15 protein-coding genes and 1 tRNA gene are annotated in these 13,332 nt (G+C 44.7%); 9 read left to right on the forward strand and 7 right to left on the reverse strand.

Annotated features, from left to right (window positions below; genetic code table 11):
- Positions 1-286: 286 nt before the first annotated feature.
- Both AZI86_RS14950 and AZI86_RS14955 read left to right on the forward strand, forming a co-directional pair.
- The gene (locus AZI86_RS14950) at positions 287-1,192 is read left to right on the forward strand and encodes an HNH endonuclease family protein (RefSeq protein WP_081111953.1); all 906 of its coding nucleotides are present in this window, start codon (positions 287-289) and stop codon (positions 1,190-1,192) included.
- Positions 1,189-1,863: an RluA family pseudouridine synthase gene (locus tag AZI86_RS14955; RefSeq protein ID WP_061836064.1), complete on the forward strand. Its 675-nt coding sequence runs from the start codon at positions 1,189-1,191 to the stop codon at positions 1,861-1,863. The genes AZI86_RS14950 and AZI86_RS14955 overlap by 4 nt, the downstream gene beginning before the upstream one ends.
- Here the strand turns inward: AZI86_RS14955 and AZI86_RS14960 are convergent.
- Together AZI86_RS14960 and AZI86_RS14965 are read right to left on the reverse strand one after the other, a co-directional pair.
- Entirely contained in the window at positions 1,860-2,999 is a 1,140-nt protein-coding gene (locus tag AZI86_RS14960; RefSeq protein ID WP_061836065.1) for a hypothetical protein, read from the reverse strand. The genes AZI86_RS14955 and AZI86_RS14960 overlap by 4 nt on opposite strands.
- A gap of 91 nt (positions 3,000-3,090) precedes the next feature.
- Positions 3,091-3,498: a GFA family protein gene (locus AZI86_RS14965; protein WP_061836066.1), complete on the reverse strand. Its 408-nt coding sequence runs from the start codon at positions 3,496-3,498 to the stop codon at positions 3,091-3,093.
- A gap of 29 nt (positions 3,499-3,527) precedes the next feature.
- Between AZI86_RS14965 and AZI86_RS14970 the strand changes: the two genes are divergently transcribed.
- Entirely contained in the window at positions 3,528-3,845 is a 318-nt protein-coding gene (locus tag AZI86_RS14970) for a DUF2834 domain-containing protein (protein WP_061836067.1), read from the forward strand.
- Positions 3,846-3,916: 71 nt separating this feature from the next.
- Here the strand turns inward: AZI86_RS14970 and AZI86_RS14975 are convergent, their stop codons facing one another.
- Positions 3,917-4,726, reverse strand: coding sequence for a TIGR02147 family protein (locus AZI86_RS14975; protein ID WP_061836068.1), 810 nt, complete (start codon positions 4,724-4,726; stop codon positions 3,917-3,919).
- A 125-nt stretch (positions 4,727-4,851) separates the two neighbouring features.
- On the opposite strand from AZI86_RS14975, the gene AZI86_RS14980 reads away from it, so the two are divergent.
- Together AZI86_RS14980 and AZI86_RS14985 are read left to right on the forward strand one after the other, a co-directional pair.
- Positions 4,852-5,931 carry a hypothetical protein gene (locus AZI86_RS14980; RefSeq protein ID WP_061836069.1) on the forward strand — a complete coding sequence of 360 codons (1,080 nt, stop codon included), beginning with the start codon at positions 4,852-4,854 and terminating at the stop codon, positions 5,929-5,931.
- Positions 5,932-6,111: 180 nt separating this feature from the next.
- The gene (locus AZI86_RS14985) at positions 6,112-7,011 is read left to right on the forward strand and encodes a hypothetical protein (protein ID WP_157684720.1); all 900 of its coding nucleotides are present in this window, start codon (positions 6,112-6,114) and stop codon (positions 7,009-7,011) included.
- A 36-nt stretch (positions 7,012-7,047) separates the two neighbouring features.
- On the opposite strand, the gene AZI86_RS14990 is transcribed toward AZI86_RS14985, so the two are convergent.
- Positions 7,048-7,320, reverse strand: coding sequence for a hypothetical protein (locus tag AZI86_RS14990; RefSeq protein ID WP_061836071.1), 273 nt, complete (start codon positions 7,318-7,320; stop codon positions 7,048-7,050).
- 446 nt (positions 7,321-7,766) lie between these two features.
- Between AZI86_RS14990 and AZI86_RS15000 the strand changes: the two genes are divergently transcribed.
- Entirely contained in the window at positions 7,767-8,297 is a 531-nt protein-coding gene (locus AZI86_RS15000; RefSeq protein WP_061836073.1) for a 2'-5' RNA ligase family protein, read from the forward strand.
- 201 nt (positions 8,298-8,498) lie between these two features.
- Here the strand turns inward: AZI86_RS15000 and AZI86_RS15005 are convergent.
- Both AZI86_RS15005 and AZI86_RS15010 read right to left on the reverse strand, forming a co-directional pair.
- Positions 8,499-8,590 (reverse strand) — tRNA-Leu (locus tag AZI86_RS15005).
- Positions 8,591-8,668: 78 nt separating this feature from the next.
- Positions 8,669-8,929, reverse strand: coding sequence for a YheU family protein (locus tag AZI86_RS15010; protein ID WP_061836074.1), 261 nt, complete (start codon positions 8,927-8,929; stop codon positions 8,669-8,671).
- A gap of 94 nt (positions 8,930-9,023) precedes the next feature.
- On the opposite strand from AZI86_RS15010, the gene AZI86_RS15015 reads away from it, so the two are divergent.
- Positions 9,024-10,622, forward strand: coding sequence for an ABC-F family ATP-binding cassette domain-containing protein (locus AZI86_RS15015; RefSeq protein ID WP_061836075.1), 1,599 nt, complete (start codon positions 9,024-9,026; stop codon positions 10,620-10,622).
- On the opposite strand, the gene AZI86_RS15020 is transcribed toward AZI86_RS15015, so the two are convergent.
- Positions 10,619-11,506, reverse strand: a complete 888-nt coding sequence (locus tag AZI86_RS15020) for an NAD(P)H-binding protein (RefSeq protein ID WP_061836076.1) — start codon at positions 11,504-11,506, stop codon at positions 10,619-10,621. The two genes, AZI86_RS15015 and AZI86_RS15020, sit on opposite strands and share 4 nt — an antisense overlap.
- A 113-nt stretch (positions 11,507-11,619) precedes the next feature.
- Here AZI86_RS15020 and AZI86_RS15025 point away from each other — a divergent pair, with 113 nt between their 5' ends.
- Positions 11,620-12,300 carry a hypothetical protein gene (locus AZI86_RS15025; protein WP_061836077.1) on the forward strand — a complete coding sequence of 227 codons (681 nt, stop codon included), beginning with the start codon at positions 11,620-11,622 and terminating at the stop codon, positions 12,298-12,300.
- A complete protein-coding gene (locus AZI86_RS15030; RefSeq protein ID WP_253715971.1) occupies positions 12,284-13,330 on the forward strand; it encodes a guanosine monophosphate reductase in 1,047 nt (348 codons plus the stop codon). Before AZI86_RS15025 ends, AZI86_RS15030 begins: the two co-directional genes overlap by 17 nt.
- Positions 13,331-13,332 lie beyond the last annotated feature (2 nt).

Consider the following 13,332-nt stretch of genomic DNA (forward strand, 5'->3'; position numbering starts at 1 on the left):
CTTCTAGATGATGACTCTGATACAAAACGCTAATGGATTTAGAGGGTCAAAGCAAACCCTAATTCCTTTAGAAACTCCCTGTATCTTTTGCCTAAAAAACGGACGAAAAATCTCAGGCCATTTTCTAAGACACTCCCTGGCGTAACTATCAAAAATTGTAAATTCATAAGCTCCAAACACCACTTAACGCGCAGCACATAAGGCCAACTAAATCCTGACAGATTGTTTTGTTGAAACTCACACACAGATGGGGCTTAATGATCCCGATTCGCAAAGGGGAGCGGAGATGTTTTTCGGGGGGAAAGCTTTTATTACGACAATTATGACTGCGGTCATGATGTCGGCCGTTGCTACCGCACAAGTTTCGCCACAATCCACAGCTGCTATAGCACCACCTAATCGCACGGATCCTGTCTATTCTGAATACTACACCATTGATGAAAATAACTTCGATGCCGAAGCTCGTAAAAACATGGGCTGGGGTTTTTCAGACATCCCTGAACAACTTTCTGCCGACAATTTCGTACGCGCCGCAAAGATGTTGGTGGTGAACCTTTTAAAATGGACTTTGCATAACGAAACTCGTCCCACCCCCACGGACTCTTACATCCGCAAACTTCATTTTGGTCGATGGATCAATGATCCTACCGATGACACTTGCATGAACACGCGTGCCAAAGTTTTGGTTCGTGACAGCGAAGACGCCGTCACCTTCCGCAATGGCAAGCAATGTGTGGTCGACATGGGGAAATGGCAAGACCCTTACTCTGGCCAAACTTTGGCAAATTCTCGCGAAATTCAAATCGATCATATGATTCCGTTAAAGCACGCTTACATGGCGGGCGCTTGGCAATGGGATTATAAGACTCGTTGCCTTTATGCGAATTATCTTGGTTATCGCAATCACTTGATTCCGGCGACAGTGAAAGAAAATACGTCTAAAGGGGCCCGTGCACCGAATGAATACCTTCCGTCCAATGAGTCATATCGCTGCCAGTACGTTAAAGACTGGTTGGCGATCAAACTCATCTGGCGTTTGAATATGACTCAAGACGAAGTCGAAGCGGTTCATTCTGTGGTTACAAACTTAAACTGCAAAGTTTCAGACTTTAAAGTGTCTCAAGCAGATCTGAACAACCAACGTCAATACATCAATGACAATATTGAGTATTGCATGTTGAACAAACGATGATCGAAATTCTTTTTGAAGATGATTATTTTTTAGCGGCGGTGAAGCCTTCGGGCCTTCCGTCGCAAGCCACTGTCGATAAAAGTCGTCCTGACTTCTTCAACACCCTAAAAAAACAACTGCAAGAAGAGCGCGGTAAAGACTTTTACTTAGCTCTTCATCATCGTCTGGATCGGGATACTTCGGGTGTGATGATTTTTGCTAAAAATAAATTAGCTAACGAGCCTTTGGCAGATCTATTTAAAAAACATCAAATCCAAAAGACCTATCTGTGCCTCGCGCGCAAAAAAAAGAAGCTTGAAGAAAAATGGATCGTCGAAAATCACCTGCTAGAAAAGCGAGACGCTAAAACGAAAAAGATGAAAATGGTTTCGGTAAAATCAGGGGGCGACAAAGCACTCACCCACTTTCAAACTCTAAAGATTTTTGACAAAGGTGTTTTGATTCAAGCCCAACCTCGCACCGGACGTATGCATCAAATCCGTGTGCATTTGGCAGAAAACGGCATGGGAATTTTCGGAGATGATCTTTACGATGCACCCACAACCCCCAAGGCCGAAAGACTTATGTTACATGCCTTCGCTTTGGATTTTGTTCATCCGATGACTCAAGAAAAAATTCGTCTTGAGGCGGCCCTTCCTGAAGCGATGACAAGTTTTATGGAGCTGCTTTAATCGTCGCGACTGAGCGATTGCCAAAGCGAATCTCGCAGCGGCATATACAAAATCAGAATCAAGAACAAAGCCAAAACCACCGCGGGCCAGGTGTTGAGCCTAAAGACCAAGATAAAGCCCGAATATAAAAGCGAAAACGCCACGATACTAAAGGTGTAAAAACAAAAGTAGAACACCCAGCGCGCCCATTTAAAAAAACGAAACTGCGTCAGTCCCGCGGCGATTCCCAAGAAAATAAAAAGAAGAAAAACAAAGGAATATCCCTGATTCAAAGGTCGGATTTTTAAAAGCACCGGAATAGTATTAAAAACGACGAAAGCTCCCCCACCAAAAATCATCGACATCCCCAACCACGTCAAGGCCGCCCGCCCGTGATGATTCTTGCGACTGATCCAAAGCTGATATGCTATTACTAGGCACATAAAAATCATCTGCACGACGATACACAAGTTGACGTTCGCCCAGGCTATGCGAAACACATAAAGGCTCACCCACACCGCCGAAATCAGGGCTTGGGCCATCGCAATGCTTTTCCAATAAGAAACACGTAAGGGGTGAACTAAAAAAAGAGGAACGATCGCGGCCCCAAACAGACCCCCACCCACCGCGTTCAAAGAACCTAAAATGACGAACAGATTCTTCGGCAAGGCCAATTCTCGCGATGTGTAAATGGCCGAAGGCAGTGCCGCCACTAAAACTGAAAATCCGGCTAAGAAAAAGAAAGTCCCAGCAAGATCCCGATGACGTAAACTCCAGACCCAGCCCGCAATGCAAAACACCGCTACCCCCACGACTATCTGAATCCAAAATAAAACAGGAATGTCCTTTATTTGCTTAGGCCGAGGCTGAAGATTCACTTCTTGGCCGCCACTTTGCAATCGGACTGAATCTTGGGAAACAATGCGGATGATTTGCTCTTGCCGGTCGAAAAAACGCCCTAGCTCCGCAAAACTATGCAGCTCTCCCGGCTCTGAAGTGAAATCCAGGTCATCCAAAGTGATCTGACCCTTCACAGAATCAATCACCATGCGCGGATGAAAAGAGGAGTTTAAGTGCGGAGGGGTCAATGCCGCCACGACGGTCCCTAAGACCGCAAAAAGCCCGATAACGAAAACCCACTTAAGCTCACTCAACATGAGAGCTATTTTACAGTTAGCATCGTGAAAAAGGCCACATTTAAAAAATCAAATTTTCGAATTGAAACCCGCTTCTTGTGCCTAAAAGAAACTATGAAGGAAATGTTTCAAATTTCTTAACACTCTCAAGGCCCTCATCCCAGTTAGCACGACTCGCACAAAAAATATGCGCATTGGGCTTTATCGTGACCTCAGTATCAAGGCTCCCAGCAGGAACAACGACAAGCTTTCCGTCCATCTGCAGATTAGGTAAGGCCGAGCCACACTCTTGGCAAAAACTTTTCGTGTGCCTCGTCGAAGGAAGAATAAATGTTTGAACCTTCGCCACCCCCGAAATCCAATTCAGGTGGCCCCCCGCGGAAAACAAATTAGCTCCATGAGCTGAACCTGTGTCCTTCTGACAGAATTTGCAATGACATAAAAAGAAGCTCTCAAACTCTCCCACCATTTCAAATTTCACCTGACCACAAAGACAAGATCCCGAATATTTTTTGTTCATAAACTTCCTCGAACAGGTTAAAATGAAGCATGCGCAGAATATGGCTTCTTCTTGCTTTGGTTGGAACTGTTGTTCCTTATTCTTACATTATCCCGTTCTTTGTTGAACATGGAATAGATATCGCTCTGTTTTTCGAACTTCTTTTTGCCAATAGCGTCTCGCGATTCTTCGCGATAGATCTTGTCATCTCCTCGGTCGCATTTCTTTTATGGTCTTATACGGACGCGAAAAAAAACAAAATTCCAGGATGGTGGACCATTCTTGCCGCCAACATGCTCGTGGGCCTTTCACTCTCTTTGCCGCTCTATCTATTTAAGCGCTCTGCGATGGCTAGCAAAGCACACTAATTTCTGGTTCGCCGGATAAAAACCGACGTAAAAACTTCGACCCAGCAATTTTCAACAGATTGGCGAGGACCCTATTTTTTCCCTACCCTAAACCAGTCCACATTTAAACAACGTAACGTTTCTGAATTGGCGTTTGTCACTTCCTTCGTTGCTGTTTCAATTGCATTGATAAGCACCTTGCGAATTTTTTTGGCCGCAATATCGGACAATACCATAGGGCCTGAGTAAAATAGATCTTCGTCTGACTGATTTTCCATGGACTTCAATCCCTGTACTCGCCAATTCATTCGGTGTCGCATCACAAATGGAGAGTCATGGCCCAAATGAGTCACCTGTGGCCCGAGCTCCATACCATGTTTAGCTTTTACGATAAGGTTTTTTTCTAAGAGAAAATCCACAACTTTTGCGACAAGGGATCTATCCAAAGAAAGATGATCCGCAATTTCTGCCACAGTTCTAAGCTCAGGTATAGATACGCCTAAGCGAATGGCACTATAATACCAATGAGAGTAAAAGGTCGCCCGGTCTTCGTCATTTAGCTTTTCATGCTTGATTCTATTTTTTAAAGCTTGTGTAGATTCCTTTCGCACAAGCAGCTGTTTATTCAAAATATCCTTTAGCTCTTTCGTTCCGGCGCGAGCTTTCTGTATTAAAAGCAAAAAATACTCCCTTTCAAGCTCCGACATCCCGATAAAGTCCGCAACACCTACAGCTTGCTCTAAGGTTAAGTCCCGATCTCCGCGAAAAATCTGACTCATCACAACTGAGTTGACTCCTAAATGCTGAGATATCTGACGAAGCTGTCCATGCCCCCCTCGAGGTTGCGCCGCGATCCAATTATTTATAGCCGCCTTGTAGTCATCAAAATCCAAAATAGACACCGGAAGCCCCCCTAAAAATAGCAAAAATGTTAACTTTAAAGATAACAAATAAAATATTAAATGTATTCAAATTGTCTATTTTTATTAAACTGCTAATGTGATGCACAGTGAACATGGAGGTCGTCATGGACATCTTTAAAGTCTTACTAACTTCGTCGGTAACATTATTATTTTGTGCCTGCGAAGTTTCTACGTCAGGCGACGGCAAAAGTCCCAGCGGATTTCCATATGGCTACAGCCAAGAAAAGGCGGACGGCGGAGTCGATGGAGGCGGTGGCAATGCGGTCGTTTGCCGAAATCAAGACGGCACCATCGAATCAGCAGAGCTCTTAGATCTTTTCGAAGGCTCAGCGATGTATGGCCTTAACATTCAACGGTCGGCAAACCCTTTTAATACTCAAGTTGAAAAAGCTCTTGAGGTCATCCCGCCCAACTCTAGGCAGTTGATCGCTGCTTATGCCAATATTGTGCAAAGGAAAATGACAATATTGCCGCCGAATACAAAACTGGATAAAATTGATGACTCCTACGAAGTGGTACTTCCTAGTCAATGCCAAGTGGAACAGCTTGCAAGATTTTACTCCGAAGAGCGCATTTTAATAAGTGGAGATCTGTGGTCCTTCTTAAGCGAAACGGACCGTGCCGCATTGATTCTTCATGAAGCCACTTATGCCGCCAACCGAATAGTGGGAGCTTCTGATTCGCGCAGATCACGACATATCGTCGCTCACCTTTTTGATCCATCGACAAGGTGGACCGACGTAAAAACAGACGTGCCTTCTAAAGCGCTAACATGCATCGCGATGAACGACCGCGTTTTATTTTCGGCTTTTCAAAACGGATCCAAAGACTGGATTTTGAATTTTGAAATTCTTGGACACTCGCAGGTCGTCAGCAAGAAATTTGCAATTATTCCTTCTGCCACGAAATTAGATTTCAATGAAGCTGCGAACTTCCCTGTCTCTAGTGGCAGCGATAAGGTTGGACAGTCGACGAAGCTTGCGACATCTTTAATCTCCTCTTTTGAAGGAGAAGATATTCTTGTCATAGAGAGGACGTGGGAAAACCCTAGATCTTCAGAAGGGCAAATAATCTCAGGCTATCAAACACCACGTTACTATTTAACATGGACTTCGGGATCTTTTCCGAAAGATAAGTCCTCAAAAATGGTTCTCAATTGCTCAGTGAAAATAACTCAGCCTTAGCATTCTGATTCCCAAAAACGAGGCACCATTCCTTACGATTATCGAACTGCCATTTTGGATATATGCTTTAAAACCGACTTGAAGCTTTGATGCGACGCCGGATATTGGACATAATCGAAATTTTGGCGGGATTAATAAAGTCTATACCTCAAGAGCATGCTCCGTGTTAAAAGTGACTTCATGAAGATTCATGCGAGCAAATCAGACTTAAAAAAATGGATCAAGTGTGTTCCAACTGAAGGAGATCTTTTCTTTTTTGACGATGCTTGCCTAAAGAAGATCAAAAAAAATTCCGTCACAATCCTTTCCCCGGCAAAAGCTAAAGATCCAGCTATGCAGATATGGGACCTAAATTCTCGAAGCTGGTACGGATACTCTTTAAATAATTCAAAAGCCTGCGCTTGGATGCCACCGGGAATGATGGCGACCCTCGAAAAAAGTTTATTAAATGAAATCATAAAATGCCAAATTAGAATGGGTGTTCCGTCATTCATAAAAACGACACTTTTGCCAAAATCAGTGCAAAAGCTGCTACCGCAGTTTGGTAAATATAGCTGGGCGAACGCTGAAGATTGGGCAAAGCTTTCGACACCGCAAAAGGCCACAGTGCTTCATGGTTGGTTTGTTCAGAACGAAATTGTTAGCTATAAAAGCTACAACTTTAGAAGTTTGCCGATTGAAGCAAAGAATGAAATTCGGCGATTAAATATAAAACATCTCTTGAATAGTTTTGAATCTTCGTCCGGCCCAAACTGCATGGGACTTGTGGCTGGCGCAATATCATCAAAGGAAGATAGAGTTTCGTTAATAAAGACATGGCTCCATGAAAAACCTTTTTTAAATACGCTTCGCCAAGAAAAGTTCTCTCCAATTAAAGATCTGCATCCCCAAGCAAGAGACGTCCTAGTTTTTAAAGCGCAAAACAAGGTGGTCCATGCCGCCTACTGCATTGATGCCGAATTTTACATAGAAAAGCCCGGCCAAGATTTCTATGAGCCGTACCGGATTTCAAAATTTAAAAAATGGAATACGGAGTGGCCAGAAACCACATTAACGATTTGGCGAAGAGCTAAAATTTAGACGACTCTTCACTCCAAGAGTGGAGCACCACTGCATCTATTCTTGAGCCTTCGCCCACTCTGATTTTAGATTCAATTGCCCCGCCCATTTTTCCAAATAAGAAAGATCTACTTCCGTGAAACTCAGAATTTCACGCACGTCTAAAAGATGTTTCTCTGATCCGCCTTCTCGATAGAATTCAAGTTTTTTAATTATAACATCTTCAGGAGTGGCAATGTAAGCCTCCAATCCCGGAATAATTTCTACTTTTTGGCGACGATTCAGTTCAGATTTGGAAATTTCTGAATTCTTATTAAGAACGATATCCACTTTAATTCCGGAGTCCTGATGTATAAGATTGAAGGAGCCTCTGCGCATCACCTCACTAGTTTCAATACTTCAATAGGACCTAACATCACTGATCCTTTAATTGAGCAAAATATTCGGAAGTTTTTTTATCTAGTTCAGCGGAAGAAAGATGGGGAAATTTTTTTTGGAACTGCGTACGTTTCACCAGCCAGGCGTCTTTATACATCTGATTGGCAATCTCAAGACTTGTGTATTTAGGTTTATGAAGGCCCAATCGAATACCCCACAAGGACAGTTCGAAGAAAGGAATGGTGCCCCTTGCTTGACGATTATCGAACCGCCATTCTGGAGAGCTTAGCTCTGAATTGACCTGACCACTTTATGCGCCGCAGGAGCTTGGATAAGCTCGAACCAGAAAGGCACAGCGAGCATTGTCTTTCTTGATGGAATTTTGTTAAACCTATCCCATGGGTTTTGCGGTTAAATGTTACTTCAGCGAATCAACAGCGGCTCCCGTCAGAGCAATTTGGGATACGCTAGACAGAGCAGGCCTAGCAAGTTTTCTGAAGGCCTCAGGTTCACGTCCAGGGATTACACTGGGCTTGTGGGAAGAAGTAGACGAACAATCCCTTCGCATCCTCGTCGATAGATTTTCTAAATTAAATCTAACCCCGCCATCCATATTTTCTTATGGAGTCGCAACATTTCCAACGGATCCTGCGCACGCATTCTTGGGAATTGCGCCTACTAAATCCCTTTTGGATTTTCATCAAAAACTCCATGAGGTCGATAGCAGTATAAGCAAGATTTGCTCTGAGTACTATCTTCCTGGCAACTGGATTCCGCACAGTACTTTAGCAATAAGGTGTCCACGTTCTGATTTAGCAAAAATCGTAGAAAAATGCCTAGAGCATGAAACAAGAATTGAAGCGAAAATTGAAAGTATCGGCATTGTCGAAACAGGAAGCGCCCGCCAAATATTTGAAGTTTCACTTTAAATGCTCCGAAAATAACGGGGCACCATTCCTTTCTCTTTTGCGAGTTGACCCAAAAAGCGTGGCACCACTTCCTCTTCTTTTGCGAGTTCCGCAGTAAAGAAAAACAAAGCAAAAACGACGCAATAACATCGAGCCAAAAAACTAAAATCGAAGTGACATTTAAAAACGAGCGAGGACTGTCTGACGCAAAAGAAGAGGAAGTGGTGCCCCGGGCCGGAATTGAACCGGCACGCCCCTGTAAAGGAAGCCCAGGATTTTAAGTCCTGTGCGTCTACCAGTTTCGCCACCGGGGCACGCTAAAGAACAACTAATTCATCATTAATGACCCTAAAGGTCAACAAAAGGGCTCCGCATCAAAATGTGCTGAGATATTAGGCATTTGCTGAAATTTGCAGCTTTCGAAACTCATGTTTGGTCACTAAATGCACAGACTCTGAATTCGGGTCAAAGACGATCACGACATCGCCCTTTTCGATTTGCCGCTGAACCTGACGAATCTTCGTTTCATAGTGGATTTCTTCCGCCCCATAATCCGTCCCCTCGCGCTGAACGAAGTTGTCGATGACGCCCTTTAAAGCATCCTCGCTTAGACTGTCAGAGGGAATTTCGATAGGAGGAAGTTCTTTTTCCATGAAAAGACTTTACGCCATTTACCTCTGTCAGGCAAACCGGGTTGACGCCCCCGCCCGCCCCCGTTTATCTTCGGGAACTCTTTAAAGGAATCCCATGATCAGCACCACAAATGTCAGCCTTCGCTTTGGCGGCAAAAAATTATTTGAAGACGTTAACGTAAAATTCACGCCCGGCAATTGCTATGGCTTGATTGGGGCCAACGGCGCTGGAAAGTCCACCTTCTTAAAAGTTCTTTCTAAAGAGCTTGAGCCCAACACGGGCGAAGTCATCATCCCCGGCGACTTGCGCCTTTCCGTTTTAAAACAAGATCACTACGCTTATGACGAATTCCCGGTTCTAAAAACCGTGCTGATGGGGAATGCCCGTCTGTACAAAGTGATGGAAGAAAAAGACGCTCTTTACGCCAAGCCTGATTTTTCTGAAGCCGACGGGGTTCGCGCTTCTGAACTGGAAGGTGTTTTTGCGGAACTCAATGGCTGGGAGGCTGAATCGGAAGCCGGCGTTATGCTAGCCGGCTTAGGAATTGATGAATCTTATCATCACAAATTAATGAAAGAACTTAATGGCGGAGAGAAAGTAAAAGTTCTTTTAGCCCAAGCCCTTTTCGGTCAGCCAGATATCTTATTACTGGATGAGCCCACGAATCACTTGGACATTTACGCTATCCAGTGGCTAGAAGAATTTTTATTAAATTTCCAAAATACCGTCATCGTGATCTCGCATGATCGTCATTTCTTAAACAAAGTCTGCACCCATATCGCGGACATTGATTTCGGAAAAGTCACGACCTACACCGGAAATTATGATTTCTGGCGCGAAGCCAGTGAACTTAAACAGCGTTTGCTCGCCGATCAAAACAAAAAAAGTGCGGATAAGGCCGACGAACTTAAAGCCTTTATTCAACGTTTTAGTGCCAATGCCTCTAAATCTCGACAAGCTTCGTCTCGTCAAAAACAATTAGAAAAACTTGAATTCACCGACCTTCCGGCGTCTTCGCGTCGTCAGCCTTTTATCGGCTTTGATATGAAACGCGATCTGGGTAACGAAGTACTGACGGTAGATAAGCTGACCAAAACATGGGAAGGCGAAACGCTTCTTAAAAACGTCAGCTTCAATTTAAAAAAAGGCGACAAGGTTGCTTTTGTGGGTCGCAATGATTTGGCGAAAACTTTGCTTTTTGAAATCCTCGCCGGAGAACTCGCAGCCGACTCCGGCAGTTTTAATTGGGGTATCACCACCTCGGTCAGCTATTTTCCGACGGATAATTCAAAGTATTTTACCGGGGCTGAAGACAGCCTCGTTGACTGGCTTCGTCAGTATTCTCACGATAAAGACGAAGGTTTCTTGCGTGGGTTTTTAGGAAAAATGCTTTTCAGCGGCAATGATGCTTTAAAAAAACCAGATGTTTTGTCCGGGGGCGAGCGCGTTCGCTGCATGTTCTCTAAAATGATGCTTTCAGGCGCTAATATTTTAATCTTTGACGGCCCGACAGCCCATTTAGACTTAGAAAGTATTACGGCCGTGAATGAGGGACTCAAGCGCTTTAAAGGGACCATTCTTTTCACGTCCCATGATCATGAGTTGATTCAAACTGTCGCTAATCGCATTATCGAAATCGATCAAGGTGTCATGTACGACAATCACATCACTTATGATGAATACCTAGAAAAGAAGAAATCAGAAACTCACTAAAGATCAGCGGACTTATCTGGAGGGGGTGGTGATTTCAACTGCTCCCCCATTTCCGCACAGAAGTCCTCAAAACGTCTTGGGGGTCGGCCCATGATTTTTTCATAATGACCCGAAATCCACGAAAGCTGTCCTGATTTTACCGCCTGATGACGGCTTAAAACAAATTCTCTTTCCCATATTGATAGATCACGCATATTCGGACTTTTCAGAGCCATGGCCTCCGTCACCGGAACAAACTCTATTCGACGTGAAGCATGAAATGACAAAAAGGACACGGCTTCGGCATTAGAAAAAGCTCTCTGTCCCGTCACCTCTAAAACCTGACGATGAAAAATCATCGGGTGCATAAGAATCTTCGCCGCTAGATCCGCGACGTCCCGAGCATCAATAAAAGACACGCGCCCCTCGCCTTCCGGGAGGTAAACCGTTCCGGCCTGCAGTTCGTCATGATACCAGTTGTCCAAAGACTGCATCAAAATATTGGGACGGATAAAGCAGTAGCGCATTTTACTTTCCGCTAAGATCTCCTCCCACTCTCCATAAACTCTTTGATACATGTAGGGAGAATGCGCCGAGGCCCCCAGCACGGACATCCCTAAGATGAATCTAACTCCGTTAAGCTTTGCTGCTTTTAGAATGTTCAACGTTTGCGCATGAAAGTCCGTCGAGATCGGCAGCTTTAAAAATAGAACTTCCTTGTCTTTGAGGGCGAGCTCCATCATCTGAGGATTGTTATAGTCCAATTGCAATCCCTTAACGCCTTCGGGTAAGCGTCGTAAGCTTCGGGAGGCGGCCGTCAGTTCGATGTCCTCTTTTTTAAGCACATCCACCAACGGACGCCCGATGGTGCTTCCTGCACCAATCAAAATCATCCTGTGACCCATATTGGACTCCTAGAGCCTTATTATGCTCCTAGAATCCCAAAAAAATGCCGTGATTCTTAACACGGGTACGTCACGCTTGACTGAAAGCCAGGTTGGGTGATCTAAATACTTAAGTGAAATTCTTTGCCGAAAGCCTTCAGGTTTTTAAAAAAGTTTTTATTCCACTTTTCGCTCTGGTTGTTGTGTCCACAAATATAGACCAGTATCTGAACCTCTATATCGAAAATGCGCTCCAAGACCCTATGGGAGCTCAAAGCCAGGTTTATTTTTTTGGTTTTCTGTCCTTATTGTCCAGCGTGATCTTTCCCACCTTGCTGGTGACAATGGCGCTTTTTGCGTTGAACCTGCAAACCGGATGGACCCAGTCTTTAGGGGCGTTCCTTAAAAAATATTTAAATCAGCTTTATATTGAAACTTTGCGCTCCTGGGGAAAGACTTTGCTCTGGTCCCTCTGCTTTGTGATTCCCGGAATTATTAAATACATTCAATATCTGATGGTCCCCGTCATTGTCACTTCAAGCACGCGCTATGACGAAGGCAAAGAAGACGCCCTTAAAGCCTCGGCCCAAATCGTGCGCCATAATTGGGGCAAAATTTTAGGTATTATTTTTGTTTTTCAAATTCTGATTCCGATGATTTTAGCATCCGTATTTAATAGTTACCGTCTGATTTGGAACACGCCCGTGCAAAGCTTGGCTTTGTCGGCTTTAGACACCTATTTGATTTTATTTTCAACGCATTTGTTATTTACTATCTTCCGAAATGAGGTTCGCAAGCATGACGCTCATGTTTAACTGGAAAGACATCAAATCTCGCGGCAAAGGTTTGACCTTTGATGACGTTCTTATTATCCCGGCAAGATCGGACATCCGTTCTCGTCGCGACCCACAGTTGACTTCGAAATTAACTAAAAAAATCACGATCGAAACCCCGATCATCAGTGCGAATATGGACACCGTCACCGAATACGACATGGCCTTTGCGATGCACCAACTCGGTGGCATCGGGATCTTACACCGCTTCATCACCACCGAAGAACAGGCCTTACAAGCACGTCGCCTCAAAGAAGCGGGCGTCAAGCATGTCTCTGCCAGCGTCGGTGTGGGGGAAGAGTTCAAAGCCCGCGCAAAAACTTTGATTGATGGGGGTGTTGATATTATCACCATCGACATCGCTCACGGCCACTCCATCCAAATGATGGAGACCTTAAAATGGCTCAAAGATCACTATCCAAATATTGAAATCATCGCCGGAAACTTAGCTACTCCGGATGCTGCACGCGATTTGATCGAGGCAGGTGCCGATGCCATCAAAGTGGGTATCGGGCCAGGCTCGATGTGCACAACTCGTATCATCACCGGTGCCGGCGTTCCGCAGCTAACCGCCATCGGACTTTGCGCCGAAGTGGCGGACAGTTACGGAGTTCCGGTGATCGCCGATGGAGGTATTCGTACTTCCGGGGATATGGTGAAAGCTTTTGCGGCCGGAGCAAGCACCGTCATGCTTGGAAGCATGCTCGCAGGGACTATTGAATCCCCAGGGGAAATTAAAAACGGCAAAAAACAATACCGTGGCATGGCCTCGCGCTCGGCTCAAGAATCGTGGCGCGGTGGAGTTCCGCAAGGAATGGCCCCTGAAGGAGAAGCGACTCAAGTGAATGTCAAAGGACACGTAAAGGACGTAATCTTAGAAGTCACTGGTGGCATTCGTTCAGGGATGAGCTATGTTAACGCGAATTCGATTGCTGAAATCCGTGAGAAAGCGCTTTTCATGGAAATGTCAGCCAACGGAATCGCCGAATCTCGAGCTCACGGAGTAAAATAATT

The sequence above is a fragment of the Bdellovibrio bacteriovorus genome, from assembly GCF_001592735.1.
In the GTDB taxonomy this organism is placed as follows: Bacteria; Bdellovibrionota; Bdellovibrionia; order Bdellovibrionales; family Bdellovibrionaceae; genus Bdellovibrio; species Bdellovibrio bacteriovorus_D.